We start from the raw sequence: 24794 nt of genomic DNA, 5'->3' as shown, positions 1-24794 counted from the left end.
TTGAAGTAATAAGTTAATTTCTAAAAGTAATTAATGATGGTGACCGCGACCCTGCTCGGGCTGTGCATCGGCGTCTCCCTCGGCCTGACCGGCGCCGGCGGCGGCATTCTGGCCGTGCCCGCACTGATGTTCGGCCTGGGCCTGACGCTGACGCAGGCGGCGCCGGTGGCGCTGATTGCAGTGGGCATCGCGTCGGCGGTCGGCGCCCTGCAGGGCCTGATGCGCGGGCTGGTGCGCTACAAGGCCGCCATGTTGATGGCCGCGGTGGGCGCACTGACCGCACCGCTGGGATTGTCGCTGGCGCGGCGCTTGCCGGCGCATTGGCTTAGTCTGACTTTTGCAGCGGTGATGCTGCTGGTGGCCGCCCGCATGGTGCAGCAATCGCGCCGCCGCGCGCCGGCCCCGGGCGCGGCCGACGCCCCGCGCAAGGCCTGCCGGCTCTCGCCCGAAACCGGCCGCTTCGTCTGGAACCGCCTGACCGCCGCCACGCTGGGCGGCATCGGCGCCGTATCCGGCCTGTGCACCGGCATGCTCGGGGTCGGCGGCGGCTTCATCATCGTTCCGGCGCTGACACACTTCAGCGACGCGCGCATGATCAGCATCGTCTCGACCTCGCTGATGGTGATCGCGCTGGTATCGGCCGCCACGGTCAGTTCCGCCCTGCTGCACGGACTGACGCTGTCGACCGCGCAATGGACCTTCGTGGCCGCGGCCATCGCCGGCATGACGGCCGGCCGCGCGCTGGCGCCGCGCGTGCCGCAAGCGGTGCTGCAACGGGTATTCGCGGCGGTCTGCGTGGCGGTCGCCGCCGTGCTCGCCTGGCGCGCCTGAGCCGCTCCTCCTTCCCGCCTTTCCTTCCCGCCGATCCTGCCGGACGCCCCTCATGGGCGTCCTCCGACGGCGTCCTGACGGACGCCCATCGGGGCGCTCCGACGCCCCCTCTCGATATCTGACGCGAGTTAATGCTCAGATAATCCGCGCTATGCAAGATTCCGTCCATGACGGGAACATCACATATTCCTCCGCACGCCTGGCGCCTCAGCGCGGCCAGGCCTCTTGAACCAACGCCTCGACATCTCATGCGAACGCAATAGCTTCTCATTCGGGCTGATGAAAAAACGGCGCCAAGCCGACCCATCATTTTCCGAGCCCGGCCTATCCGTTTTTTCAACCTCTGCGCGGCCAACCGCGCAGGCTAGCTCCCTCGGATATCAATAAGGACTATCCATGCTTAAGAAGACGCTCCTCGCCACTGCAACCACCGCCGCCCTGCTGGGTCCGGTCGCGGCATTCGCCGCCGGTGAATTCGGTCAAGGCACCATCACTTTCACCGGCTCGATCATCGAAGCGCCGTGCAGCATCTCGGCCGCCGACTCCGCCCTGAACATCGACCTGGGCCAGATCTCCCGCAAGGACCTGGTCGGAGCCGGCAAGTTCTCCGCTTCGGTGCCGATCACCATCCACCTGACGGGTTGCTCGTTCGAAACGGATACCGGCGCAGGCGCCAACGCGAACGGCAAGCTTTCCAAGGTCGGCGTGTCTTTCGCCGGCACCGCGTCCGACGCGACCAAGGGCATGCTCACGAACACGGGCAACGCCGCCAACGTCGCGGTCCAGATCCTGGGCAAGGACAACGCCACCGCGGTCAACTTCAACACCGCCCCTACGTCGGCCACGGCCCAACAACTCACGGCGGGCAACACCAACGTGCTGAACTTCTTCGCCCGGCTGGCATCGACCGCCGCCACCGGCGTCACGGCCGGTACGGTGAGCAGCTCGGTCACCTACACGCTGACGTATTTCTAAGCGGCCAAACGCCGCCATTCCGTGCGTACGGAACCCCGCCGCCATGGCGGCGGGGGATTTCCGACGCGCGCTTTCCGTACCGAGGTGGCCGCGATGCGGCGCCACATCGACGCCGAGGTTTTCCGGCAGTCTCTCACGCCGGAATATGGCAAAAAACATCATGACCCTGGCCCGCTTGGCATCCATCATGGCAATCAGTACCTATGTGCTGTCGGCGCACGCCACGGAGTTCAGCAGTGGCTTTCTGAACACCAAGGACAAGCGCAACGTCGACCTGTCCACTTTCAGCCGCGACGGCTACGTGGCGCCAGGCACCTACCTGGTCGACTTCTACCTGAACCAGCGCCTGCTCCAGGCCCAGTACCAGGTCAAGGCGGTGCCGGTGATAGACGACGGCACGGTGTTCTGTGTCACTCCGGCAATGCTCGAGATGCTGGCCCTCAAGGACGACGCCGCGGCGCGGCTCGCCAATGTCAACAGCGACGCCGGCCCCTGCGTCGACCTCGACACCCCTGACAGCAAGGTCGCCTACAGCCCGGACAGCCAGTCGCTGACCGTGACGGTGCCGCAGGCCTGGTTGCGCTACCAGGACCCGGACTGGGTGCCGCCGGCGCGCTGGAGCACGGGCGTGAACGGCGTGATCCTCGACTACAACCTGCTGGCCAACCGCTATATGGCGCAGCAGGGCAGCAACTCGTCCAGCTACACCCTGTACGGCACCGCCGGCCTGAACCTGGGCGCTTGGCGCCTGCGCAGCGACTACCAGTACAGCCACCACGACAGCCACGGCAAGTCGCAAACCAACGCCATCCTGCCGCAGACCTACCTGTTCCGGCCGCTGCCGCAATGGGAATCGAAGCTGACGCTAGGCCAGACGTACCTGTCGTCCTCCCTGTTCGATCCGATCCGCTTCGCCGGCGTCACCCTGGCCAGCGACGAGCGCATGCTGCCGCCATCGCTGCAGGGCTATGCGCCGCAGGTGACCGGCATTGCCAACAGCAACGCGCAAGTGACCGTCAGCCAGAGCGGCCGCCTGCTCTACCAGACCCGAGTGTCGCCCGGCCCCTTCGTCCTGCCGGCGCTGAACCAGAACATCAGCGGCAATCTGGACGTCACCTTGACGGAGAGCGACGGCAGCGCCCGTACGTGGCAGATCACGACGGCGAGCGTGCCGTTCATGACGCGCAAGGGCAACCTGCGCTACCAGGTTTCGGCCGGACGGCCGCTGTTCGGCGGCCGCGCCAACAACCACGTGGTCAGGCCCGGCTTCATGACGGCCGAAGCCACCTGGGGCGCGTTCAACGATACCTCGCTGTATGGCGGCTTCGTTGCCACCCAGGACGGATACCGGGCGCTGGCGCTGGGCGCCGGCCAGAACTTGGGCCGGCTGGGCGCCCTGTCGGCGGACGTGACGCGCTCGGACGCCCGGCTGCCGTTCGCCCATGCCCCGCGCCGCACCGGCTACAGCTACCGGGTCAACTACGCCAAGACCTTCGATGGCCTGGGCAGCACCATCGCCTTCATGGGCTACCGATTCTCCGGCCGGCACTTCCTGTCGCTGCCCGAATACGTCATGCGCTCGGTGCTGCGCGACGAATTCTTCCGCGACGAGAAGCAGAGCTACACGGTGGCATACAGCCAGCACATCCAGCCGCTGGACATGAGCGTGTCGCTGTCGCTGAGCCGGCTGAACTACTGGAACGACTCGGCGACCAACAACCACTACATGATCACGCTCAGCAAGAACGCCAACATCGGGCCGCTGCGCAACATCAACATGTCACTGTCGCTGGCCCGTACCCAGAGCTTCTATGGCCAGGCCGAGAACCAGATCTACGCCACGATCAGCATCCCGATAGGCGACAACCGCCAGTTCAGCTATGGCTACCAGCGCAGCGGCGACAGCCTGATGCAGCACACGGTCGGCTACACCGACTTCAGCCATCCGAACACCACCTGGAACCTGAACGCGAGCGACGAACGCTACTACGACTCGCGGCGCCAGAGCATGAGCGGCAGCATCCAGAGCCGCACGCCCTATGGCCGAGCCAGCGCCGACTTCACCGTGCAGCCCGGCCAATACCGCAACGTCGGCCTGAGCTGGTATGGCTCGATGACGGCCACGGCCGCGGGCGCGGCATTCGGCCAGCCGGCCGCCGGCAACGAACCGCGCCTGGTGGTCGACACCGACGGGATCACTGGCGTGCCGGTGGACTACGGCAACGGCGTTACCAATCGCTTTGGCATCGCCGTGGTCAACAACGTGTCGAGCTACCGCGAAAGCAACGTCGCGGTGGACGTGAACGCCCTGCCCGACGACGTCGACGTGGCCGACTCGATCATCAGCCAGGTGTTGACCGAGGGCGCCATCGGCTACTCCCGCATCCGCGCCAGCCAGGGCGAGCAGGTGCTGGGCCATGTCCGGTTGAGCGACGGCAACGCCCCGCCGCTGGGCGCCCTGGTGCTGTCCTCCCGTTCCGGCATGACGGCCGGCATGGTGGGCGACGAGGGGCTGGTCTATCTGAGCGGCGTGACCGCGGAAGACCGCGACGCGCTCACCGTGACCTGGGCTGGCGAAAAGGAATGCCACCTGACCCTGCCCGCGCCCGCGGCGCTGGCCCAGGGCCCGCAGCCGCTGCCCTGCCAATGAGGCCTGATATCCCGCATCCCATGACGTTCATTTTGAAAGCGAAAACATGAAACTCAGACATATCACCGGACCGCTGCTCTGCGCCTGGCTCGCCTTGCCCGCCCTCTGCCAGGGCGCGGTCAATGTGGATCGCACCCGCATCATCCTGGGCACCGAACAGAAGTCGGTCTCGGTGGTGCTGACCAACGAAAGCACCGATACCCCCTACCTGGCGCAGGCCTGGGTCGAGGACCAGGACGGCAAGATGACCAACGACCTGCTGGCGCTGCCCCCGCTGCAACGCATTGACGCGGGCAAGAAGGCGCAGGTGCGGATCATGCAGATGAGCGCCGCGGCCAAGGCCCGCCTGCCGCAGGACCGCGAGACCCTGTTCTATTTCAACGTGCGCGAAATCCCGCCGGCGCCGAAGGACAAGGACGCAAGCCTCCTGCAACTGACCACGCAGAGCCAGCTCAAGCTGTTCATACGGCCGCCCAAGCTGGGCGAGCGCGGCGAGGCGGCGCCGGAACAGGCCCTGCAGGCGCGCACCGATGGCCGCACCCTGACGCTCAAGAACACGTCGCCCTATTACCTCACGGTGATGTGGCTGGGCACGGACAGCAAGCAACTGCTGCCCGGCTTCGACACGCCGATCATGCTCGCGCCGCTGTCCGAGCAAGCGGTCAAGGCCCAGTTACCCGCGGACGCCAAGCAGTTGATGATGGGCAATGTCGACGACTACGGCGGCATGCGCGTCAGCCGCTACCACTGTGCGGCGGGGGTTTGCGTATTCAAGGAACGGGTCAAGGAATAGGGACGCGACCCGCGCACGCTTTTTCACGGTTGCGGACCGCCAGATACGGTCCGCGACCATTCATGCACTTTCCACAGAGGAAACACAGGAGTCACCCATGATCAAGAAATCCACTCTCGCCCTCGCCGCCGCGGTCGCGTTCCATTCAGCGCCAGGATTTGCGGCGGGCACCAGCGGCTCCGGCACCATCACCTTTTCGGCGACGGTCATCGAAGGGCCTTGCTCCATCTCCGCCGCCGACAGCAACATGACGATCGACCTGGGGCAGGTCTCCCAGCGCATGCTGAATGGCCCCGGGAAATTCTCCGACTCGGTGCCCGTCGTCATCCACCTGACGGGCTGCTCGTTCGACGAGGATACGGGGACCACCCCCAACCCGAACGGCAAGTTGTCCAAGGTGGCGGTCCAGTTCCTCGGCACCTTCACGAACGCCTCGCTGGGCAAGATCTCCAATACCGGAACCGCCACCGCCGTCGCCGTGCAGTTGCTCGAGAGCGATGGCACCACGCCCGTCAATCTTGCCGCCACCCCCAGCGCCGCGAACGCGAAGCAACTGATCAACGGCAGCAACGAGCTGCGCTACTGGGCCCGCATGTCCGTTGTGGGCGGACCCGGAGCGGTCACGTCGGGCACCGGCTCGGTCCAGGCGAACGCCACCTACGCGTTGGCCTACTTCTAAGCGACGCACTCGCGAGGGCCGGCGGCCGCCGCGCGCCAGCCCTCGCCGCGATCGGCGAAACGTTTTACCCGAATCCATTCTGCCAAATATCCGCGACCGAAACGGCATATTCCGTTGTTCGCAATAACGAGACGATCCTCTCTCATTCGGACGCGGACAGCGCGGGCAGGGGTCGCGCCGCCAGCACGCGTGCGCCGGTGACCGCATCGACCTGAAAGCGCCGGACCAGTTGCGTCAGCCGTCCGGCCTGCTCGCGCATGCTGGCGGCCGCGGCGGCGGCCTCTTCCACCAGCGCGGCGTTCTGCTGGGTGACGCCATCCATCTGCGCCACGGCCTGGTTGACCTGGCCGATGCCGGTAGACTGTTCGGCCGAGGCGCCAGCGATTTCGCGCACCAGCGTCACGGCCTGCCCCACGCTGGCCACCACTTCACGCATGGTGCGGCCGGCGGCGCCGGCCTGCCGCGCGCCGTCTTCGACGCGGCTGACGGACTCGTTGATGAGGGCGTTGATCTCCTTGGCGGCCACGGCCGAGCGCTGCGCCAGGGTGCGAACCTCGCCCGCCACCACGGCAAAGCCCCGGCCCTGCTCGCCGGCCCGCGCGGCCTCAACCGCGGCATTCAGGGCCAGGATGTTGGTCTGGAAGGCGATGCTGTCGATCACGTTCGTGATATCGGCGATGCGCCGCGAGCTGTCGGAGATGGCGTCCATGGTGCGCACCACGCCATCGACTTCATTGCCGCCGCGCACGGCCACGGCCGAGGCCTGGGTGACGAGTTGCTCGGCCTGGCCGGCGTGGCTGGCGTTCAACTGCACGGTGCTGGTCAGTTGCTCCATCGAAGCGGCGGTTTGCTCCAAAGAGGCGGCCTGTTCCTCGGTGCGTTGCGACAGGTCTGCGTTGCCCTGGGCGATCTCGGAGGCCGCCGAGGCGATGCCTTCGCAGCCATCGCGCACATCGCGCACGATAGCGGCCAGGCCGTGGTTCATGGCTTGCAGGGCGATCATCAGGTCGCCCGTCTCGTCGCGCGTGACGACGCGGATGTCGCCGGTCAGATCCCCGGCGGCCACGCGGCGCGCGGCCTGCACCGCCTGTCCAAGCGGCTGCACGATGCCGCGCGTCATGAACCCGCCCAGCAGCATGCCGAGCGCCACGCCGGCGATCGACAGCGCGATCATGATGAGGCGCGTGCGTTCGTAGAGGTCGGAGCCCGCCTGCACCGACCGCGCGGTGCTGGCTTCCTTGGACTCGGCCAGCCGGTCCATGACGCCGTCCAGTTGCTCCGAGGACGCAATCACGTGCTTTTCGATCTCGACGGCGCGCGAATCCTTCGCCCGCAGCGGCAGCTCGCGGGCGGCGGTGAAGAAAGCCTCGGCGTCGCGCTTCCAGGCGTCTTGCGCCTGCCTGAAGCGCGCCAGCAACTGGCGGTCCTCGGGCGCCAGGTAGTAGCTGGCGGCGCGATCGCGCAGCGCGTCCAGCCGCCGCACGGCGCTGTCGAACTGTTTACGGCTGGCCTCGCGTTCGGCCTCGGTGGAGGCCGCCAGATAGCTGTTGCGGGCGCGGCCGGCATACACCAACTGCAGGTTGGCGTTTTTCATGTCGGACAGGCCGCGCAATTCGACCTCGTAGAGCTGGCTGTTCATGTCGTTGATACGGGCCAGCCCCCACACGCCGAAGGCGCCGACCGCGCCGCCCAGCAGCGCCACCATCAAGAACGCGCCGGACAGGCGGGCGCGGATACGCAGACCAGAAAATAGGCCAAACATGCTTGCTTCCTATGTCGCCCCGGCCGGGTGGCGCGATGATCGCCTGTTGTTGTTCCGGGGCCTTGTTGAACCGGACCGGCATGGTAGGGCGAGGAAGAGATTAGGGATAACCCTAGGAATGACGACTTTGCTCGGCTGTTCACCGCGCTGGTTCAAGCAACGGCTTAAGCCCCTTATAAATCCCAGTGATACGTAGCGCTGCATAGCCTTCCCTGGACGCCAGCAACCTGTGCGACAAGGTCCAAGCGATCCGCGAGCCCCCGATGCGAACGTCAGCGATACCTTCATGCGCGCGGCGGCGAAGCTGCTGGCCGTCGACCAACGCCTGGGCGGCGTCGGCATCGTCGGCGTCGCCTTCAACTGGTCCGAGGCCTGGGCGGACTTCGACCGCTACGGCGGTCGCAAGCGGCTCAGCGCCAGCAGCGCCGCCAGCGCCAGCACGCTCAGCCCGCCCAGCAGCGCGAACGTGACCGGCGCGCCGGCCTGCTCCATCGACACCGCCAGCGCCGGCGGCGCCAGGGCGTTGATCAGATTCATCGGCAAGGCGATGGCGGCCATCGCCGCCGCATAGCCGGCCTTGTCGAAGAACACCAACGGCATGGTGGCCCGCGCCACCGCGAAGGCGCCGCTGCCGACCCCGAACAGCAGCAGGTAGCCGACGACCGGCAGCAGGCCCGCGCCGCCGATCCAGATGGCGGCCAGCCCCAGCGGAATCATGGCGCCCGCGGCAATGCCGGTGGACAGCCCGTCCCAGCGCCCGCCGCCCAGCAGGTCAAGCAAGCGCCCGCCGACCTTGAAAACGCCCAGCAGCGACGCAACCGCGACGGCGCGCGCCAGATCCATGCCCATGGCCTGCAGCAGCGGCACGCCCACGGCCTGGATGCCGAAGGTGACGAAACTGTTCAAGGCTATCGCGGTCACCAGCAGCACGAAGATCCTGCCATGGGAGCCGGCGCCGCGCCGCGCGGCCACTGCCGCCGTCGCTTCGGTCGCGGGCAGGCCGAACCAGAGCAGCGGGCCCACGGCCAGCGCCATGACGGCGGCGTACACGAGCAGCGCATCGCGCCAGCCGATCAGGTGATCGAGAAACGCCGTGACCGGCAGGAACACGCTGCCCGCCAGGCCCGTCACCAGCATCAGCGTGCCGATGAGGCCGCGCGCCTGTTCCCGCGCATATTCCACGACGTAGGCATAGGCGGCGGTCGTCAGGAAGGCGGCGCCCGCCACGCCGATCAGCGCCCAGGCGGCCCAGAAGGCCATTAGGCCCGGAGACAGCGCCAACAGGGCCAGGCCCAGTCCGATCAGCGCGGCGCCCGCCGCCATCGCCTGGCGCGTGCCGAACCGGCGGAACACGCGGGCGGTCAGCGGCGCGGCCAGCCCCATCGCGACATACATGACCGACGTGCCCAGGAATATCGACGGCAAGGTGGCGCCCAGGTCGGACGCGACCGGCGCGGCGATGACCGGCAGCACGCCGACCACGCCCCAACCGACGATCTGGGTCAGCGACAGCAACAACAGGACAAGGAAATGGCGTTGCATCGTCCACTCCTCGATCCGGGTGGGACAGTTGCATGGCGACGGTCAGGCGCTCCGATGCGACGGGGCGGTGGGGGAGTTTACCCCCGCCAAACGCAACGCCGCGTTGCGCGCTCTTCTCTTTTTTTCCCGCCGCGCGCCGGCCTAGCGCCCCTTGTCCATCGACAGCGGCACGCCCCAGATCGGGTCTTCCATGCCCTGCTTGCCCAGCGGCGTGATCTGCATGGGCTGCAGCTTGGCCAGCAGCGCCTGGTGCTCGGCGCTCAGGGTCCGCTGCGCCAGGTACTTCTGCGCGAACTCCATCGGCGCCGGACGGGTGTAGACAGTCAGGTCCTCCAGCGGGCACTCGATCATCTTGGGGTCGACCGCGCGGCAGGCCGACTGGCGGAACTTGTAGCTGGGCGTCTTCAGGTGCATGCGCTGGCTCAGCACCAGTTGACCGCCCTGCAGCGTGAAGCTGGCCAGCGCCTGCTTGGGCGGGATGCGCGCCTGCACCTTGATGGCGGGAATGTCGCGCGAATCGGTTTCCTCGTAGTAGCCCGCCGGCATCCCCGCCGAGGTCTCGGTGTATTGCTGCTCGCCCCAGCTCACGCAGGCGCCCGAAGCCACGTGCACGGCCGTGCAGACCTGGCGCGTCTTGGTCTCGCTGTGGGTGGTGGCGTCGCGCCACGCCTGCTGCCTGTAGAACTCGCGATAGAGTTCCGGCGAAAGATAGGCGGTGCCGTTGGCGCCGCGGCCCGATCCCTCCGGCCCGCGCTTGGCCCCGACCTGATCGAGCAGCGCATTCAGCTTGTAGTCGTCGCCGCCGGTCAGCAGGTATTTGCCGGGCGGCAGGATATGCACCTCGAACGCCTGGAACAGATAGGTTTCCTTCGGGTCGCGCTTGAGCGTATTGGTCTGGAACTTGCGGCTGAAGGTCACCTGCGGCGCCTTCTCGTGCATCCAGATCACGGTCGGAGTCCACTGCGTCATGGTCAAGGCGTCTTTCAGCGTCGCGTGCGGCATCAGGTCGGCCACCAGCACCACGGCCATGTCCGATTTGAGCGCCTCGTTGATCAGGTCCAGCAGTTGCCCGTAGCGCGGATCGTCGCGGGTGCCGTATCCGTTCGAGGACGGCATGTTCACGCACCCCGACAGCGCCAGCGTAAGCGTCAGGAGGGACAAGGCAAGGCGCGGGCGCGGCAAGGTCATGGATCGGTCCTTAAATGAGGCTGAATCGGTCTGAGCGCGCATGCTACTGCCTCTGGGCCGGAGCGCAAGCGCGGCGAGGCACGCTGAAACATCGGGCCACGCGGGCAACACGGTGGGATTTCGCGCGGCCGGCGCGATGGGGCGGACGCCACGCCCGCATTCGCACGGGCCGCGGCGCGATGACGCGCGGCGATACGGTGCCGGGAGGCTCGCGCAGGGCGCGCTCGCCAGAAAACTATTGTTGCGATTGTTTCTGAAGACGAGGGCCTTTGCACCGAGGCCGCGCACCCGCCGCCCGAGTCTCCGCCCGCAATCTTGCCGCGACGCCGACCTTGATATCAGACCGCATTAAGACGCCAAACCGCGTTTTCCCGCAAGGACAAATCTAGAATCGGATGGGCGTCGCTTCCGCGATGCCGCGCTGGCGGAAGAAGGCCCGCCGTCCAGTCGTCGACGCAGTCCGTGGCCCGGGAAACCAATCGCAGGTATGCGCGTTCTTGTCGTTGAAGATCCGCCGGAATGGGCCGAAACCGTGTCCAACCATATCGCCGGCCTCGGCCGCGGCGTGCACGTCTGCGGCACCGTGCAGGACGCGCTGGCGCACATCCGGCAGTCCCCGCCCGGCATCCTGGTGACCGCCGCGTCGCTGCCCGACGGCGACATGCTCGGCCACATCGCGCCGCTGCGCCGCACGTTTCCCGCCATGGGCATCATCGTGCTGACCGACAACGTGCGCATGCCCGCTCAATTGCAGAGCCTGAGCGACGGCGCCGACCATTACCTGATCAAGCCGATCCAGCTTGCGCTGCTGGCGGTCACCGTTAGCGCGCTCGAACGCCGGCTCGTGACCGCGACGCCGGGCCCGATCTCGCACTGCAACTGGACCCTGGACGTGCAATCGCGCCAACTGCGATCGTCGGACGGCCAACAGCTAAGCCTGACGGCCAAGGAATCCATCGTCATGGCGACGCTGATCCAGAGTCCGAAGTACCCCGTCAGCCACAAGCGGATGTCGCAGAATCTCGGCTATCCGGCAGTCATCTACGATCAGCACCGCATCGACGCGCTGCTCTATCGGGTCCGCAAGAAACTCTCGACCCTGCGCGATGCCCCCTTGCAGATCCGCAACATCTATTCCGAAGGGTCCTTGCTGGTGCTGCGCGAGGGCAGGATCGGCATCGCGACGCACGACTGATTTGCGCGCGGCGGCGCCGCCGGCGCCCGACGATACCCGCCGCGGCGCCCACCCGTTCGCGCTCCACTGCGCCGTTGAGTATTCATGAGTTTTCGGCGGCGCCCAAACGCCTACACTACACATGTCTTGCAACTTTCCCCAAGAGAGACAAGGCCGAAGGCCCCACCCGCTTACCCGCGAGTGGGGCCTTCTTTTTCGTGCGAGTAAAAGCTCGTGTTTCAGAAAATTTCCAGCAAAACTCATCAAAAATCATAAGACAGCCGTTTGCGCCGCGATCGTCTAAAGATCAATTTGGCAGGGTCGTAGTTTTGGCAACGGACGAACCCGAACGCTGATTCTCGGTTCATCACGTTGGCAATCGGGCAGCGCCGCTGCCCGCCTCGATCAAGCCTCACTCTGCCAAGGAGCTAACACATGGCTGCAGTCATCAACACCAACTATCTGTCGTTGGTCGCCCAGAACAATCTCAACAAATCCCAGTCCGCGCTGGGCACCGCCATCGAGCGCCTGTCCTCGGGCGTGCGCATCAATAGCGCCAAGGACGACGCCGCCGGCATGGCCATCGCCAACCGCTTCACCGCCAACGTCCGGGGCCTGACCCAGGCCTCGCGCAATGCCAACGACGGTATCTCGCTGGCGCAGACCACCGAAGGCGCGTCCGCCGAGATCACCACTCACCTGCAGCGCGTGCGCGAACTGTCGGTGCAAGCCGCCAATGGCAGCTATTCGCAGGAACAGCTCGACTCCATCCAGGACGAAATCAACCAACGCCTGTCGGACATCGACCGCATCTCGCAACAGACCGATTTCAACGGCGTCAAGGTTCTGTCGGACAAGGCCAAGCCCCTGACGCTGCAGGTAGGGGCCAATGATGGCGAAACCATTACGCTGAACCTGTCGGAAATCAGCGCCAAGACGCTGGGGCTGGACGGCTTCAACGTCAACGGCTCGGGAGTGACGCAGAACCATGAGGCCAATGTCTCTGACCTGCAGGCCGCCGGCGCGCCCGCCCCCGCAGCAGCCACGCCCAACGACTGGACGGTCACCACGACTCACGCCGCCGTGAAAGCGGACCAGGTATTCGCCCGCCTCGAAAACGGCAATACCGTCAAGGATGGCGGCACCGCCACCGGCGCCGGCACCACCTATACGTACGACGCCGACAACAAGAACTTCACGTTCAAAAACGTGTCGGCCAGCAACGCCGGCGCCATCACCACCCTGGCCAACCGCCTGCGCCCGGCCACGGGAACCAGCACGGGCGTATATGTACACAACAACGGCGCCGCGTCGACAACCTTCGAAGTCGACGCCACGGGCGCCATCACGATTGGTGGAGCCACGGCCTTCCTGGATGCAGCCGGCAACCTCTCCACCAACAACGCCAGCGGCACCGCCGCCACGCTGGCAAGCGTCATGACCGCCGCCGCGCAAAACACGACTGCTGCCAACTCATCAGTCACGATTAGCGGCAAGACCTATTCCTCCGTGGGTACCGCCAACCAGCTTTCGTTCACCGACACCATTACGTCCGACGCGCTGCTGGCGAAGGTCAACGCGAATGCAACGGCCAATGACATCGTCATGAAGATCGGCTCCGGCATAACCACCGCCACGCTCACCTTCACTGATGGGGAGTCGACCAACACGTTCATCGACGACAAGGGCCGGCTCACGACCGTCGCGAACTACACCACGACCTACACGGTCGATCCCAACAACGGCCTGGTTCACGTGAAGAGCGGCACAGGCGCCGGCGACTATGCCGCCAAGGTCGGCGAATTGGTCAGGATCACCAGCGGCGGCAAGCTCACCACCGACGAAACCAGCCAGGGTACGCTGACCGCGGATCCGCTCAAGACCCTGGACGCCGCCTTCAGCGTCCTCAACAAGCTGACCGGCGAAATGGGCGCCGTGCAGAACCGCCTGGAATCGACTATCAACAACCTGAACAACGTGGTCAACAACCTGTCCAACGCGCGCTCGCGCATCCAGGACGCCGACTACGCCACGGAAGTGTCGAACATGTCGCGCGCCCAGATCCTGCAACAGGCCGGCACGTCGGTCCTGGCCCAGGCCAACCAGGTGCCGCAGACGGTGCTGTCGCTGCTGCGTTGATCGCGTAGTCAGCCAGCCCATCGGGCCGGCCCCCTCCGTCGCGCGTTGCGACGGGCGGGGGCCGGCCTTTTCGTTGCCGGCGAGATCGGCCGCGCGTCACGCCGGGCGGATCTACAATGCCCGTTCTCTTTTCGGGAGTCTTTCCATGCTCGGTGTCACCGACTATGGCGCATTCGTGCTCGCCTTCATCATGCTGCTGATCATCCCCGGCCCGGGCAATTTCGCCCTGCTGACCGCCACCGGCAAGGGCGGCATCAAGGCGGGCCTGGCGGCGACCTGCGGCGTGATCCTGGGAGACCAGGTGCTGATGTGGCTGGCGGTGGCCGGCGTCTCGGCGCTGCTGGCGGCCTATCCCACGGCGTTCCATATCGTGCAGTGGGCCGGCGCCGCGTATCTCGCCTGGCTGGGCCTGCAGATGATGCGCAGCAAGCCCGGCGCCGCGCCGCGTCCGAGCCGCATGGACAACGGCCGCTACCTGCGCCAGACCGCGATGATCACCTTGCTGAACCCCAAGGCGATCATGTTCTACATGGCGTTCTTCCCGCTGTTCATCGACCCGGTCCGGCATCAGGGCCTGGTGACGTTCGCCTTCATGGCGGTCACGGTGGCGGCGCTGACGTTTCTCTACGGCCTGGCGGCGGTGCTGCTGACGCACCACCTGGCCGAGCGCATGCGCGCCAACCCGCGCGTGGCGAATCTGCTGGAGCGGCTGGCGGGCGTGTTCCTGCTGGGGTTCGCGGTGAAGCTGGCGGCGATCCGGTAGAAATGGCGCGCCGGGCCAACGGGATCAAAGGGGCAGCGGCCGGTTCTGCACGACGTTCTTCATGACCAGGGTGGACGACAACCGCTGCACGCTCGGCAATGTCGAAAGGCTGTAGTCGTACAGCTTTTGATACGCCGCGAGGTCGGTGGTGATGACGTGCAGCATGAAGTCCGGATCGCCGAACAGGCGCTGCGCCTGGATGATCTCGGGCACCTGTGGCACGGCGTCCTCGAAGGCCTTCACGGCGGCGCGGTCGGTGCTGCGCAGCGTGACGAACACGATCGCGGAAAAGCTCAGCCCCACTGCCACGGGGTCGATGTTGGCACGGTAGTCGGCGATGACCCCGGCCTCTTCCAGCGCACGGACGCGCCGGTGGCACGGCGACAGGCTCAGACCGATGCGCTCGCCCAGATCGGTGAGCGAAAGTCGGCCGTTGGCTTGCAGTTCCGCAAGAATCTTTCTGTCAATATCGTCCATGCACGATAGTTTGCCTTGGATCGAGAATTCCTTGCAAGATTTTGGAAGCACCTTCCGGGTGCTCACCGATAAGCTTTCGCTATGAATTTCTCGACACTTTTTCTGTTTTCGGCAACGGTCATCCCGCTAGTCTGCACGCCTGGTCCGGATATCCTTTTCATCGCTTCGCAAGCTGTTTCCGGCGGCACCGCGGCGGGGTTTCGCGCCACGGCCGGCGTGGTGCTGGGCTATTGCGTTCACTCGCTGCTGGTCGCGTTGGGGCTGGCCGCGGTCGTGGCCGCGTCACCGACGCTATTCGAAGCGATCCGCTGGATCGGCATCACCTACCTGGTGTACCTGGCCTGCAGGCTTGTCCGGGCGGCATTGCGGCCCGGCGGCATCGAGGTGCCCGGCGGGCGAGTCAAGGACCAACTGCGCAAAGGCTTTCTGACGTCGTTGCTCAACCCGAAAGGGATGATGGTGTACCTGGCCATCCTGCCGCAGTTCATGGACCCCGGACTGGGCGACACCACGCTGCAGGCCGTGATGCTGTCGGCGGCCTTCATGTTCTGGTGCGGGGTGGTCTATTCAGGCATCTGCGTCGCGCTGGGCCGCTTCGGCGGCGCGGGCCTGAGCGATGCGCGGCGGCGCCTCGTCGACAGCGCCGCCGGCGGGATGATCCTCATGGCGGCGGGCTTCATGGCCTTGTTTCATCGGTAGGGCACAACTATCGAGGTGCACGCTCAAGCAATTCGGCTGAGACCTGCATCACGACGCCGAATCGCCGCCCCAACGGCGGATTCAATCCACGGGCCGATGGCAGACGGCTTCGACGTTGTGCCCATCCGGCCCGATCACGAAAGCCGCATAGTAATTGGAATGATAGTGAGGACGCAGGCCCGGCGGACCGTTGTCTTTTCCGCCGGCCGCCAGCGCCGCGGCGTAGAACAAGTCCACCTGTTCCCGGGAATCGGCGGCAATGGCGATATGCAAGGGCGCGCTGACGCGGGATTGCGCATACAACCACAGCGATGGCTTGCCCTGCCTGCCCAGGCCGATGCTTGCCGGCCCCTCCATGGCCAGCCCTACGCCGAGCGGCGCAAACGCCTTGAGAAAAAACTCGCGGCTCCGATCCATGTCGCTGACACCAAAACCGATATGATCAAACATGTTTTTCTCCGTTGTCGTCGCCATCGGCGCATACCGTCACAGGCGTTCGGACCGACCGATTTTCGGGCCCACGCGCGAGGCGGCAGCGCTCGTCCGGCGAAGCGCCCGCGCCCGGCGCGAGATCTCCGCGGGGATCATTCCCCTTTCCTGCGCGAGCGGAACGCCGCCACTTTCATGCGGTTGCCGCACAGGGCCATGCTGCACCAGCGGCGCCGGTGCGACTTGGTCTTGTCGTGGAACATCAGCGTGCAGTCGTGCGCCTCGCATTGCCGCACCAGTTCGAGCTGCGTGTCGGTCAGCAGCCTGACGACGGCCTGCGCGACGGGTTCGAGAAAGCTGGCAGCATCGTCGCGACGGCGCTGACGCACCACCTTGAACGACGCGCTGGCGTCATCCCACCGCAGTTCCTTGGACGCGCGCCCCGCCTGGAGCACCTGGTTGACGACGCTGGCATCCGAGGCCCCTTCCTGCTTGGCGGCATGCACCAGCGACCTGGCGTTGTCGCGCAGCCGCAGGGCCAGCGTCTTCAACCCCTTGGGCGCGGCGCCGACGTCCTCGGGCAGCACCCCGGCGAGCTTCAGCCAGGCCAGCACGGCCTCGTCGTCGACGAAGCAATCGTGATGCGCCGCCCCCACCCCGAATTCACTATTGATGAAATCGAGCGCGAGGTCGTCTCCGACGAACAGCGGGGCCTTCGGGTTTTTGGCGGTTTCCAGCATGCGTCCAATGTAACCCATAAAAAATAAATTGACCAGTTACCAAAATCATGAGTAACCTTTTAAATCCAATTTATCGGTTACAAGGAGATTAGTCATGACCACGAAGACATCGATGGGCGCGGCCGGACTGGCGGCGCTGGCGCAGGCTGGCGACACGCAGGCAGCCCGCCTCCAGGTCCGCCACCGCTTCGAGCAGGTGGGCGACGTGAAGGTGTTCTACCGCGAGGCGGGCGCGCCCGACGCGCCGACGGTGCTGCTGCTGCACGGCTATGCCGCGTCCTCGTTCATGTACCGCAATCTGATTCCGATGCTGGCGGACAAGTACCACGTCATCGCGCCGGACCTGCCGGGTTTCGGCTTCACCGAAGCGCCCGCCCGCGGCGAGTACGCCTACACGTTCGACCAACTGGCCCGGACCATCGACCAGTTCACCCAGCAGCTCGGGCTGGACCGCTACGCCATCCAGGTGTTCGACTACGGCGCGCCGGTGGGCTGGCGCCTCGCGGCGGCGCATCCCGACCGCATCACCGCCATCATTTCGCAGAACGGCAACGCCTACGAGGAAGGATTGGGCCAGGGCTGGGCGCCGATCCAGCGGTACTGGAAGGAGCCGTCGCAGGCCAATCGCGAGGCGCTGCGCGACTTCCCGACGCCGGCTTCCATCGAATGGCAGTATCTCGAAGGCGTGCCCGACAAGACCCTGGTCGCGCCCGATGCGATCGCGCTGGAAAGCTATCTGGTGTCCCGCCCGGGCAACGCCGAGGTGCAGTTGGACCTGCTGCTGGACTACGCGTCGAACGTGGCAAAGTACCCGGCGTTCCAGGCGTATTTTCGCGAGCACCAACCACCGCTGCTGGCCGTCTGGGGCAGGAACGATCCGTTCTTCCTGCCCGCCGGCGCCGAGGCGTGGAAGCGGGACATCCCGGGCGCGGACGTGCGGTTCTACGACACGGGGCACCTGGCGCTGGAGACGCATGGGGCGGAGATTGGCGGGGTGATCCGGGAGTTCCTGGATCGGAATTTAGCCTATGATCTGCGGCTGGCAAAAAAAACGATCAAATATGGCGGACATCAGAACGAGAATTGAGTATTTGGACTGGCTCCGGGCCCTGGCCGTCGCAATGGTGGTTTTGGGACATTCTGCCAATGCGGTGGCGCCAGGCGGACGAATCGGCGTCAGCATTTTCTTCGTGCTGAGCGGCTTCCTCATCGCAGACATTCTGTTGCGCGATGGCATCATGACGCCTGGCAACGTCGCGAAGTTCATCGTGCGCAGAGTCGGACGCATCTACCCCATGTATGCGTTCCAACTGTGCGCGATCCTCGTTTACTACTGGATCTTCAATCCAGAGCACCTCGGTACCATATCCGCCGCGTTACGGCCGATGGTCATATTTCGGCCAGGTCCCGACCACTGGTTCGGGTACGGCATTGGCGTGCTCTGGACGCTGCGCATCGAATTCTGGTTTTATGTGACGTTCCCGCTGGTTTTGTGGCTGGCCTTTCTCTTGCGCCGGCCGTTAGCCGTACTGACCGTTTTCGCGCTTGGCAGTGTGCTCTACAAACTGGCCGGCGGTACTAACGACATTCTTCAATACTATGACCAGTTCCTTTTGGGATCGATCACGGCATACTTGGTGCGAAATGGGCTGACGCCGGCTGCCCTCGGGAGCAGATCCGTGCGGTTAGCCATGAGCGCCCTCCTCCTGGTAATGATCTCGATACTTACCGAGAGGGGCCCAGCCTGGCAGGCGCAAAGCCTGGCGACGGCCATCGCCACCGCCGTTCTGATCCTCAGCCTTCATGCCAGGCCGCCCACGATGCATATCCCGGCGCTTTCATTCATCGGAGCGATCTCGTATTCGATGTATCTGGTGCACGCCATCGTTCTGGACTGCTGGATCAAGCTGTTCGGCATGAGCACGATGAACGTGCCGCTGTTCCTGGCCATCACGATCGTCGTTTCGTGGCTGACCTATAGGCTGATCGAACAACCTTGCCAGAACCTGATTCACCGATACGTCCGGTTTTCCGCCAAGCCGGCATGACGCATCGCCCCGGCGCGGACGAAGATCCACGGCACGTCCCTTTAGCCTGCTGACCGCCAGGGCCAAGTCTCCGGAGCGGGGGGACCGCCGCCCAGCGGGCATACAGACGCGCCCGGGAATAGATTGGCCGCCGCCTTCGGGGGGCTGTTATCTGTGAGAGATTGGCTTTGTTCATCGACAGGAGGTCTTAGTGAAATTTTTAGTCATCGCCACCGTACTTTCCCTCGCGACCGCCAACACCTGGGCCCAGGGGAAAGTTACTCGTCTGAAGTGTCCAATCTTCAAGGGCTCGCCATCGTGGGAGATTGTGCTGGACGAAGCGAACGGGACAGTGTCCGAGATCCGCGGCGGCGGCAACTCCGATACCTATAAAGCAGCGTTCGGCTCGGATGCGGTTATGTGGACCGGCCGGACCAAAGGGTATACATTCAAAAACAACATCAGCAGGATCGACCTTAAGTTCATTCGCCATACGTACAGTGAGGCCAGCCGCAGCACATACACTGACGAAGCCGTCTGCGAGATCCAAAAGCCTCCTACGACCACCAAGTTCTGAACCAAAGCCGTCCATCCAAAACAGCGGCCCGCTTGGCGGTTTTTTCTTCCGGCGCGGACTCGAACCCACGACAACCGGAATCACAATCCGGCGTAATTTCTAGGTTTTATGCGGGTCTCCGCTGGAAACTGGTGGCATGGCGTACGGAAACGGCCACGGTTTCATGCGGTTCTCCGGGGCGTCTCCGGCCTGACCCAGGCAGTGGGTGTACGAGTGACCGATTGCATGGCAAACGGCACAAGTAGCTTGAACATTCTGTAGCCGGTAGGCGTTGCCTATGAATTAGCGGATCAACTGTAAGCATGCGCCGCTTGACGGCAAGACGACATCGAGCCATTAAGCGAGGCCGCTCCAACAACGACCGGAGCAATTCATAATCAAACTGAAGACACGCGAATACGACATTGCGGAGCGTTTGCGGACGCCGGAAGAAATGGCGCTCTACCTGGACGCCTGCATCGAAGAAAGTGACGGTGATGCAGCATTCATTGCAAAGGCGCTTGGCGATATTGCTCGGGCTAAAGGCATGACCCAGGTAGCGAAAGACGCCGGTCTGTCGCGCGAGAGCCTATACAAGGCATTATCTGGTGAACGTGCCCCGGACTTTTCCACCATCCTGAAGGTGGCGCGCGCGCTCGGATTACGCCTGCATGCGTCTGCGGCCTGGATCTAAACAGGCACATTTTCCAAGCGCATCCGTCGGAGAGTTGATACTCTCGCGCCGGCCTCCGATGCCCCCCCTACCCCGCTCGCCGCGGAGCCTTCTCGTATTCCGCGATCACGGCCATCGCGAAATTCAGCGATGCCTGCATCGACGCCAACATCTGCCGTACGGCTTCAATAGGATCAGTCATTGATTGCGCAACCCGCTCCGCTGGTGCAGCAGCAGCAGCAGCAGCAGCAGCAGCAGCAGCAGCAGCAGCAGCAGCAGCAGCAGGTTTACGGATCGAAGCTACCCCGCGGGGCAGCCGTCCTCGCCGCGCGGCATTCTTCACCGGCTGCAGGTCGGCGGTAGGCAGATAGGCAACCTCCGGCGCCTGGGACGCTTGAGTGAATTTTGAGTCGGTGCTACCTTCCATTCGTGATTCTTCCTTCCTACAGGGCTTGTCACAGATCTAAGAATGCCATTACCCGTCGACTCGGGTATCGCAACGAGGCGCCTCGTATAAATGCGGCTATGCTCGTCAAATGCCGCTCAGCGGCCCCCTGCGTCATCCGGGAACGTCACACTGCCCGGCGACACGGCGAACTGGCGCACTTCGGCGTTGGCGCGTTGCGTCTCCCCGGTCGTCCCGAACCAGAACGCCAGCACCTGCTTAAGTTCGTTGAACCAATACCCGATCACGGTCCCAACGGTCAGGCTGGCGGTGGCATCGCGCAGCAGCCCTTCGGCCATGCCGGAGAACACGAAGAAGACGATGCCCGCCGCGCCCAACAGCAACAGGACAGTGACGGCCGGGCGCACCCAATCCCTGGGTTGCCGCGCGGCCAAGCGACGGGCGCTGTCGCGGTCGGCCGCCTGGAGCCGGTTCTGTTCGGCCGTCACTGCCAACTGCTGAAGCTGCACCCGGGAATTAGTTTCCAGCTCCTTGAGTTTTATGGCGGCCTGCGGGTCTCGCAGGATGGCCGCCGACACGGAATCCGGCGACGCATCGGTGCCCAGCGCCGTAGCCACCAGACCGCCCACGGCAACGCCGGCCGGCCCGCCCAGGATGCCGCCGAGCACGGGCGCGGCCTTGCTGACGACACCCGCCAAATCCTTCCAGTCCATCACGCATCCTCCGCCGCATACTTCAGGTTGCCCGCCACACGCCGCGCCCAGCCCTTGCCGAAGGCCGGCCAGGTCGAGAGCTTCGTGCAGAAATCCAGACGCTCCGCATTGAAGCGCGCCAGCACATTCGCGACGGGCACAGCGCGCACCGCCGCCAGTGTCGCCGGGCCGACGACCCCATCGTCAGCCACGCCCACCGCCCGCTGCAAAAAGCGGATGGCCAGGCCGATTCCGTGATTGACGGCAGCGTCGAACACCTGGAACGCGATCGCGCCGTCGTATTGCTCGGCCTTAGCGCGGCGCCAATAGGCAGCCCGGTAGATTTCCCTGGCCTGCTCGCGCGCCAGGGTACGCATGGAGCCGGTGTAGCCAGCCTCACGCGCGGTGCGCAGCGTGATGCCCCAATTGGTTTCGCCGCCCGGATCGTCGGGGTGGTTCACGTAGCCCCCTTCATGGCCGATCAGGCGATCGAATGCAGTATCAAAATTCATCATTTGCCGCCTGTGATGTTGGACACGATGCCGGCCCACAATGCAGCGGCCAGCGCGGCCGCGGCCACACCGATAAATGCAACGGTTCCCTGATCGGCGACCTTGCGCAGTTTTCTGCCAAAGCGCAGATCAGCGCGAAATTCTTCAACCTGTTCCGGCACGTCCACATCCACGCCCAGAATGGCGAAGAACTTCTTCACGGCAAGGTCGGCCGCTTGCTGGCAGACCTGCGTTTCACGTTGTTCGTTCATAGTTGCTTTTATGCTTTCAGCGTGGCCGCGAAGCGGAACAAGTCGTCCCGCTTGCCCTGATCAATTCCCAGTACGTCCGCCGCCGCGTTGAACATGGCGCTGCCATGCTCGACGGTTTGCAGCTCGTCCCAAGCGCGGCGGTAATACGCTGGCGTGGCCGGATCATTCATCATCGCCTCGAAAGCATCGAACAGCGTCCAATCCGCCTGGTCGTCCCGCGGCCACGGCGTCAGCCGCATCGCTTCGCGCAATTGGTAGCGGGAGACAGCCTGCGGTGGATCTGCGGCAGGATCGGGCGCGGGCATGTCTTCGATATTGGCCGGTTCGAGCGTTGGCGGCACGCTCAACTGCGTGCCGCGCGCCGGGGCGGACGGGTTGTCGGCGTCGCTGTCGGCGCCGTCTTCGGGCATCTGCGGTGCGACCGCTTGATAAAACAGGTACGCGCCGGACGAATTGTCGGCAATCACGTCGTCCTCGAATTGCCAGAATTGACCGGTTGCGGAGTCTTGGAAGGTCTGCATTATCGGTACTCCTTCCACATATCGAGGGTCACGAGGGGTCCGGAGGGGACGGCCATATATTGCTCACCCGGCGGGACGAGTGTCGAGACTGTTATATATTCGCCAGTTGTCGTGGACGGTGTGGTGCGGCAGACAGCAACCGTATCCATTGGGGTGCCCATTTGCAGCGCCAGAGATGCCTGGGCTCCGCCCCCTCTAACCAGGCCCCGCACGTAGACCATAATGGGCCGCCCTGTACTGTTAACGTAACCAACGCCGAGGGCCCGGGAACCTGTCACATCGGTCAGCACTTGCCCCGGCCCCAAGGCGTCAGCGGTCACAGCGACCATATACCTCGTCCCATTCCAGCGGTGCCAGCCAATACCGTCCACGTATATGTCGCCCGCGTCCCAATTGGGCATGGAATTGGGGCTACTGAAGGCACCCGTCACCCGCCAGGGTTGCCAGATATTGGTCTGAGGATTGCCGAACCGGTGGAAACAATACGGCTTACGGCCCGTGCTGAGGACCGTCAGTTCCTGGGCGAAAAGGTCGCCTGCCATGTGATAGGACAGCAGATAGCCCGCGCCCCTGATGTTAGGGAAATTGACGCCCATGACGACTGAGTTGGACCAGGCGTAATTCACGTTGTCTTCGATCAGTGTATTGGCGTCGGTTGCGGTGGTCAGGCGCACACGGCGCATCGCTTCGCCCTCGGCCACCACCTTGCGCCAAGGCCCCCACGTTCCGTCATGGCTGATCCGCATCCGCCACCACCGGTGGGTGGTATTGCTCCACCGCACCAGTTCCTGCAACGTCAGTTCGCCGTACGTGCGAACTCGCAGCAGGCCAAACCCGGGGAAGCCGTCCGGGGCGTTCGGGCCTGCGGTCCTGATGTAATAGTCGTCACTGGTCAGGCAGGTGTCGAAGTCAGTCCCGTTCAGCAGCGTCTGCACGCCGGGATATCGGCTGTTCAGTTCGGGGACTCGCCGGCTGTCGTCCAGGCCTGCCACGCCATTGGCGGCCCCCTTTTGACTGAGTGGGATGCAGTCATCCGCCAGGGCTGCGCTCGCCTTGGCTTGGTTCGCCCATCCTTGCGCGGCTGTCTCGCTTTTCACAGCCGCCGCAGCGGACGTTTGCGCGGCATCGCGGGCGCTGGCCGCCATCACCTGGCTGTCCAGGGATCCTTGGGCGTGATTCTTGGCCGCTGTCGAGAAGGCCCCGGCCGCTGTCTCGCTTTCTTTGGCGGCGGCCGCGCTGACACGGGCTTCGTTGGCGTAGCCGAGCGCGTTGGCGGCGTCTTCGCTGACTTTGATTTCGTGGTTGCTGGCCGCCAGTTCATGTAGTTCGGCAGCGCTCTCGCTCGCAGCAGCTCTGTCCGCCGATCCTTGCGCAGCGGCTGCCGATGCCGTCGCTTGCTCCTGGCTTTTCCAGGCCCGGGCGGAGTGCCAGGCCGCGCTGCTCCAGCTCGCCTCGGCCGCTTGCTGGCTGGAGGCGGCTGACCGGGCGTGCCCAAGGGCGCTATCGGCCCACCCCTGCGCCTCTTCACGCGCCAGCTTTGCCTCACGCGTGTCGTTCTTCAGTTCCTGCCAGAGATCATCGGGCTTGGTGTTGCTGAAAATCGGTACGCGCACCGAGCGCTGCGCGATCGAATCGACCTGCTGAACCTGCGCCTCCAACCGGTCAAGCGCGCGTTCGATCACCTTCGGATCGAACCCGCCCAGGTTGATCAACGTGTCGGGCTGGGTATTGGGAACGTCGCTGATGATCGCGACCCGGTATTCCTGAGCGTAGGCGGTGTGCAGCGTCACCGTTCCGCCGGGATGGGCGTCCTGGTCATCGTTGAGTGCGACGCTATAGTCCGCGCCGAAGGTCAGCGACCTGGCCCTGTCGAGCGCGTCGCCCACCTGAACCGCGACTTGCTCGCCCTCGAACACTTTGAAGTCGAATGGAAACTGCGTGATCTGGCCATCGCAGGCATATGGCCCGCAGACCCTGCGGGTATTTTGGATAGGCATGGTACGAACCTCTGAGAAACCATCGCAAGACTAGCCCCCAGGCGGTCCGGTATAGGACCCCCTGGCATGGGCGCTACCCGCCTTGCTTGCTGGCGATGACCTTGACGCGCACGGCGGTCTGGCAGCGCTGCGTCCCGCGGCAGATGTTGCGCACCGTGGACCGGGGCATCTCCAGCTTCTTGGCGATGGCCCGATAGCCCCACCCCGCATCCCGCAAGGCATGCACCATGGCGATCTCGCCGTCGGTGTACTTGGCGCGCGGGTGGTCTTCGCCAACGCGCAACCCCGCCTCATTGACCGCCACGGTCTTGCGCACGG

Annotated in this window: 26 protein-coding genes; 13 read left to right on the top strand and 13 right to left on the bottom strand. The window is 64.9% G+C overall.

Translation table 11 applies throughout. From position 1 onward, the window contains the following. Positions 1–33 precede the first annotated feature (33 nt). The 5 genes from SB816_RS28650 (at position 34) to SB816_RS28630 (ending at position 5928) form a co-directional block, all read left to right on the top strand. A complete protein-coding gene (locus SB816_RS28650) occupies positions 34–831 on the top strand; it encodes a sulfite exporter TauE/SafE family protein (protein WP_410547904.1) in 798 nt (265 codons plus the stop codon). A 396-nt stretch (positions 832–1227) separates the two neighbouring features. Continuing rightward, entirely contained in the window at positions 1228–1806 is a 579-nt protein-coding gene (locus SB816_RS28645; protein ID WP_054503143.1) for a fimbrial protein, read from the top strand. Between the two features lie 187 nt (positions 1807–1993). After that, positions 1994–4456, top strand: coding sequence for a fimbria/pilus outer membrane usher protein (locus tag SB816_RS28640; protein WP_410547903.1), 2463 nt, complete (start codon positions 1994–1996; stop codon positions 4454–4456). 46 nt (positions 4457–4502) lie between these two features. After that, a complete protein-coding gene (locus SB816_RS28635; protein ID WP_054503145.1) occupies positions 4503–5249 on the top strand; it encodes a fimbria/pilus periplasmic chaperone in 747 nt (248 codons plus the stop codon). Between the two features lie 97 nt (positions 5250–5346). Further along, positions 5347–5928 (top strand): fimbrial protein, encoded by a 582-nt coding sequence (locus SB816_RS28630; RefSeq protein ID WP_269873030.1) that lies wholly within the window; start codon positions 5347–5349, stop codon positions 5926–5928. 142 nt (positions 5929–6070) lie between these two features. Here the strand turns inward: SB816_RS28630 and SB816_RS28625 are convergent, their stop codons facing one another. The 3 genes from SB816_RS28625 to SB816_RS28615 all read right to left on the bottom strand — a co-directional run bounded on the left by SB816_RS28625 (position 6071) and on the right by SB816_RS28615 (position 10420). Beyond that, the gene (locus SB816_RS28625) at positions 6071–7690 is read right to left on the bottom strand and encodes a methyl-accepting chemotaxis protein (RefSeq protein ID WP_175166593.1); all 1620 of its coding nucleotides are present in this window, start codon (positions 7688–7690) and stop codon (positions 6071–6073) included. Positions 7691–8080: 390 nt separating this feature from the next. Continuing rightward, on the bottom strand, positions 8081–9232 hold the full coding sequence (locus SB816_RS28620; RefSeq protein WP_410547902.1) for an MFS transporter: 1152 nt from the start codon (positions 9230–9232) through the stop codon (positions 8081–8083). Positions 9233–9373: 141 nt separating this feature from the next. Next, positions 9374–10420, bottom strand: a complete 1047-nt coding sequence (locus SB816_RS28615; RefSeq protein WP_054503149.1) for a hypothetical protein — start codon at positions 10418–10420, stop codon at positions 9374–9376. Positions 10421–10907: 487 nt separating this feature from the next. Between SB816_RS28615 and SB816_RS28610 the strand changes: the two genes are divergently transcribed. The 3 genes from SB816_RS28610 to SB816_RS28600 all read left to right on the top strand — a co-directional run bounded on the left by SB816_RS28610 (position 10908) and on the right by SB816_RS28600 (position 14496). Then, the gene (locus SB816_RS28610) at positions 10908–11615 is read left to right on the top strand and encodes a response regulator transcription factor (RefSeq protein ID WP_410547901.1); all 708 of its coding nucleotides are present in this window, start codon (positions 10908–10910) and stop codon (positions 11613–11615) included. A 414-nt stretch (positions 11616–12029) separates the two neighbouring features. Then, on the top strand, positions 12030–13733 hold the full coding sequence (locus SB816_RS28605) for a flagellin (RefSeq protein ID WP_064526115.1): 1704 nt from the start codon (positions 12030–12032) through the stop codon (positions 13731–13733). 145 nt (positions 13734–13878) lie between these two features. After that, on the top strand, positions 13879–14496 hold the full coding sequence (locus tag SB816_RS28600; RefSeq protein ID WP_054503152.1) for a LysE family transporter: 618 nt from the start codon (positions 13879–13881) through the stop codon (positions 14494–14496). Between the two features lie 24 nt (positions 14497–14520). On the opposite strand, the gene SB816_RS28595 is transcribed toward SB816_RS28600, so the two are convergent. Then, the gene (locus SB816_RS28595; RefSeq protein ID WP_144654638.1) at positions 14521–14973 is read right to left on the bottom strand and encodes an Lrp/AsnC family transcriptional regulator; all 453 of its coding nucleotides are present in this window, start codon (positions 14971–14973) and stop codon (positions 14521–14523) included. A gap of 81 nt (positions 14974–15054) precedes the next feature. Here SB816_RS28595 and SB816_RS28590 point away from each other — a divergent pair, with 81 nt between their 5' ends. Then, the gene (locus SB816_RS28590; RefSeq protein ID WP_144654637.1) at positions 15055–15672 is read left to right on the top strand and encodes a LysE family translocator; all 618 of its coding nucleotides are present in this window, start codon (positions 15055–15057) and stop codon (positions 15670–15672) included. An 81-nt stretch (positions 15673–15753) separates the two neighbouring features. On the opposite strand, the gene SB816_RS28585 is transcribed toward SB816_RS28590, so the two are convergent. Both SB816_RS28585 and SB816_RS28580 read right to left on the bottom strand, forming a co-directional pair. Further along, a complete protein-coding gene (locus tag SB816_RS28585) occupies positions 15754–16122 on the bottom strand; it encodes a VOC family protein (protein WP_054503164.1) in 369 nt (122 codons plus the stop codon). Positions 16123–16256: 134 nt separating this feature from the next. Then, a complete protein-coding gene (locus tag SB816_RS28580; protein ID WP_054503308.1) occupies positions 16257–16841 on the bottom strand; it encodes a CGNR zinc finger domain-containing protein in 585 nt (194 codons plus the stop codon). A 112-nt stretch (positions 16842–16953) separates the two neighbouring features. Here SB816_RS28580 and SB816_RS28575 point away from each other — a divergent pair, with 112 nt between their 5' ends. The 4 genes from SB816_RS28575 to SB816_RS28560 all read left to right on the top strand — a co-directional run bounded on the left by SB816_RS28575 (position 16954) and on the right by SB816_RS28560 (position 20118). Beyond that, entirely contained in the window at positions 16954–17928 is a 975-nt protein-coding gene (locus SB816_RS28575) for an alpha/beta fold hydrolase (RefSeq protein ID WP_410547922.1), read from the top strand. Then, positions 17870–18889 carry an acyltransferase family protein gene (locus tag SB816_RS28570; protein WP_269873013.1) on the top strand — a complete coding sequence of 340 codons (1020 nt, stop codon included), beginning with the start codon at positions 17870–17872 and terminating at the stop codon, positions 18887–18889. Before SB816_RS28575 ends, SB816_RS28570 begins: the two co-directional genes overlap by 59 nt. 190 nt (positions 18890–19079) lie before the next feature. Beyond that, a complete protein-coding gene (locus tag SB816_RS28565; RefSeq protein ID WP_144654635.1) occupies positions 19080–19445 on the top strand; it encodes a hypothetical protein in 366 nt (121 codons plus the stop codon). A gap of 373 nt (positions 19446–19818) precedes the next feature. Further along, complete coding sequence (locus SB816_RS28560; RefSeq protein ID WP_410547921.1) at positions 19819–20118, top strand: addiction module antidote protein; 300 nt, start codon at positions 19819–19821, stop codon at positions 20116–20118. Positions 20119–20185: 67 nt separating this feature from the next. Here the strand turns inward: SB816_RS28560 and SB816_RS28555 are convergent, their stop codons facing one another. From SB816_RS28555 to SB816_RS28525, 7 genes are all read right to left on the bottom strand, one after another. Beyond that, the gene (locus SB816_RS28555; protein ID WP_175166585.1) at positions 20186–20524 is read right to left on the bottom strand and encodes a hypothetical protein; all 339 of its coding nucleotides are present in this window, start codon (positions 20522–20524) and stop codon (positions 20186–20188) included. Positions 20525–20640: 116 nt separating this feature from the next. Then, entirely contained in the window at positions 20641–21216 is a 576-nt protein-coding gene (locus SB816_RS28550; protein ID WP_410547900.1) for a hypothetical protein, read from the bottom strand. Continuing rightward, positions 21216–21710, bottom strand: coding sequence for a glycoside hydrolase family 108 protein (locus SB816_RS28545; protein ID WP_410547899.1), 495 nt, complete (start codon positions 21708–21710; stop codon positions 21216–21218). Before SB816_RS28545 ends, SB816_RS28550 begins: the two co-directional genes overlap by 1 nt. Further along, positions 21707–21958, bottom strand: a complete 252-nt coding sequence (locus SB816_RS28540) for a hypothetical protein (RefSeq protein WP_144654632.1) — start codon at positions 21956–21958, stop codon at positions 21707–21709. Before SB816_RS28540 ends, SB816_RS28545 begins: the two co-directional genes overlap by 4 nt. 8 nt (positions 21959–21966) lie before the next feature. Then, positions 21967–22479 (bottom strand): hypothetical protein, encoded by a 513-nt coding sequence (locus tag SB816_RS28535; RefSeq protein WP_410547898.1) that lies wholly within the window; start codon positions 22477–22479, stop codon positions 21967–21969. Continuing rightward, a complete protein-coding gene (locus SB816_RS28530) occupies positions 22479–24476 on the bottom strand; it encodes a hypothetical protein (RefSeq protein ID WP_410547897.1) in 1998 nt (665 codons plus the stop codon). The genes SB816_RS28535 and SB816_RS28530 overlap by 1 nt, the downstream gene beginning before the upstream one ends. Before the next feature lie 73 nt (positions 24477–24549). After that, positions 24550–24792 carry a hypothetical protein gene (locus SB816_RS28525; protein WP_343718597.1) on the bottom strand — a complete coding sequence of 81 codons (243 nt, stop codon included), beginning with the start codon at positions 24790–24792 and terminating at the stop codon, positions 24550–24552. Between the last annotated feature and the right edge of the window lie 2 nt (positions 24793–24794).

The organism is Achromobacter sp. SIMBA_011, from assembly GCF_046535435.1.
Taxonomy (GTDB): Bacteria; Pseudomonadota; Gammaproteobacteria; order Burkholderiales; family Burkholderiaceae_B; genus Achromobacter; species Achromobacter dolens.
Note: the sequence above shows the minus strand (reverse complement) of the source record. Positions and strands in the feature narration are given on the sequence as shown.

Excerpts from the sequence above, each read along its gene's own strand:
- SB816_RS28650 (WP_410547904.1), top strand. The coding sequence starts at position 34 with ATGATGGTGACCGCGACCCTGCTCGGGCTGTGCATCGGCGTCTCCCTC.
- SB816_RS28600 (WP_054503152.1), top strand. The coding sequence starts at position 13,879 with ATGCTCGGTGTCACCGACTATGGCGCATTCGTGCTCGCCTTCATCATG.
- SB816_RS28585 (WP_054503164.1), bottom strand. The coding sequence starts at position 16,122 with ATGTTTGATCATATCGGTTTTGGTGTCAGCGACATGGATCGGAGCCGC.
- SB816_RS28595 (WP_144654638.1), bottom strand. The coding sequence starts at position 14,973 with ATGGACGATATTGACAGAAAGATTCTTGCGGAACTGCAAGCCAACGGC.
- SB816_RS28645 (WP_054503143.1), top strand. The coding sequence starts at position 1,228 with ATGCTTAAGAAGACGCTCCTCGCCACTGCAACCACCGCCGCCCTGCTG.
- SB816_RS28625 (WP_175166593.1), bottom strand. The coding sequence starts at position 7,690 with ATGTTTGGCCTATTTTCTGGTCTGCGTATCCGCGCCCGCCTGTCCGGC.
- SB816_RS28555 (WP_175166585.1), bottom strand. The coding sequence starts at position 20,524 with ATGGAAGGTAGCACCGACTCAAAATTCACTCAAGCGTCCCAGGCGCCG.
- SB816_RS28610 (WP_410547901.1), top strand. The coding sequence starts at position 10,908 with ATGCGCGTTCTTGTCGTTGAAGATCCGCCGGAATGGGCCGAAACCGTG.
- SB816_RS28580 (WP_054503308.1), bottom strand. The coding sequence starts at position 16,841 with ATGCTGGAAACCGCCAAAAACCCGAAGGCCCCGCTGTTCGTCGGAGAC.
- SB816_RS28530 (WP_410547897.1), bottom strand. The coding sequence starts at position 24,476 with ATGCCTATCCAAAATACCCGCAGGGTCTGCGGGCCATATGCCTGCGAT.
- SB816_RS28540 (WP_144654632.1), bottom strand. The coding sequence starts at position 21,958 with ATGAACGAACAACGTGAAACGCAGGTCTGCCAGCAAGCGGCCGACCTT.
- SB816_RS28545 (WP_410547899.1), bottom strand. The coding sequence starts at position 21,710 with ATGATGAATTTTGATACTGCATTCGATCGCCTGATCGGCCATGAAGGG.
- SB816_RS28615 (WP_054503149.1), bottom strand. The coding sequence starts at position 10,420 with ATGACCTTGCCGCGCCCGCGCCTTGCCTTGTCCCTCCTGACGCTTACG.
- SB816_RS28550 (WP_410547900.1), bottom strand. The coding sequence starts at position 21,216 with ATGGACTGGAAGGATTTGGCGGGTGTCGTCAGCAAGGCCGCGCCCGTG.
- SB816_RS28535 (WP_410547898.1), bottom strand. The coding sequence starts at position 22,479 with ATGCAGACCTTCCAAGACTCCGCAACCGGTCAATTCTGGCAATTCGAG.
- SB816_RS28630 (WP_269873030.1), top strand. The coding sequence starts at position 5,347 with ATGATCAAGAAATCCACTCTCGCCCTCGCCGCCGCGGTCGCGTTCCAT.
- SB816_RS28575 (WP_410547922.1), top strand. The coding sequence starts at position 16,954 with ATGGGCGCGGCCGGACTGGCGGCGCTGGCGCAGGCTGGCGACACGCAG.
- SB816_RS28620 (WP_410547902.1), bottom strand. The coding sequence starts at position 9,232 with ATGCAACGCCATTTCCTTGTCCTGTTGTTGCTGTCGCTGACCCAGATC.
- SB816_RS28590 (WP_144654637.1), top strand. The coding sequence starts at position 15,055 with ATGAATTTCTCGACACTTTTTCTGTTTTCGGCAACGGTCATCCCGCTA.
- SB816_RS28635 (WP_054503145.1), top strand. The coding sequence starts at position 4,503 with ATGAAACTCAGACATATCACCGGACCGCTGCTCTGCGCCTGGCTCGCC.
- SB816_RS28605 (WP_064526115.1), top strand. The coding sequence starts at position 12,030 with ATGGCTGCAGTCATCAACACCAACTATCTGTCGTTGGTCGCCCAGAAC.
- SB816_RS28640 (WP_410547903.1), top strand. The coding sequence starts at position 1,994 with ATGGCAATCAGTACCTATGTGCTGTCGGCGCACGCCACGGAGTTCAGC.
- SB816_RS28570 (WP_269873013.1), top strand. The coding sequence starts at position 17,870 with ATGATCTGCGGCTGGCAAAAAAAACGATCAAATATGGCGGACATCAGA.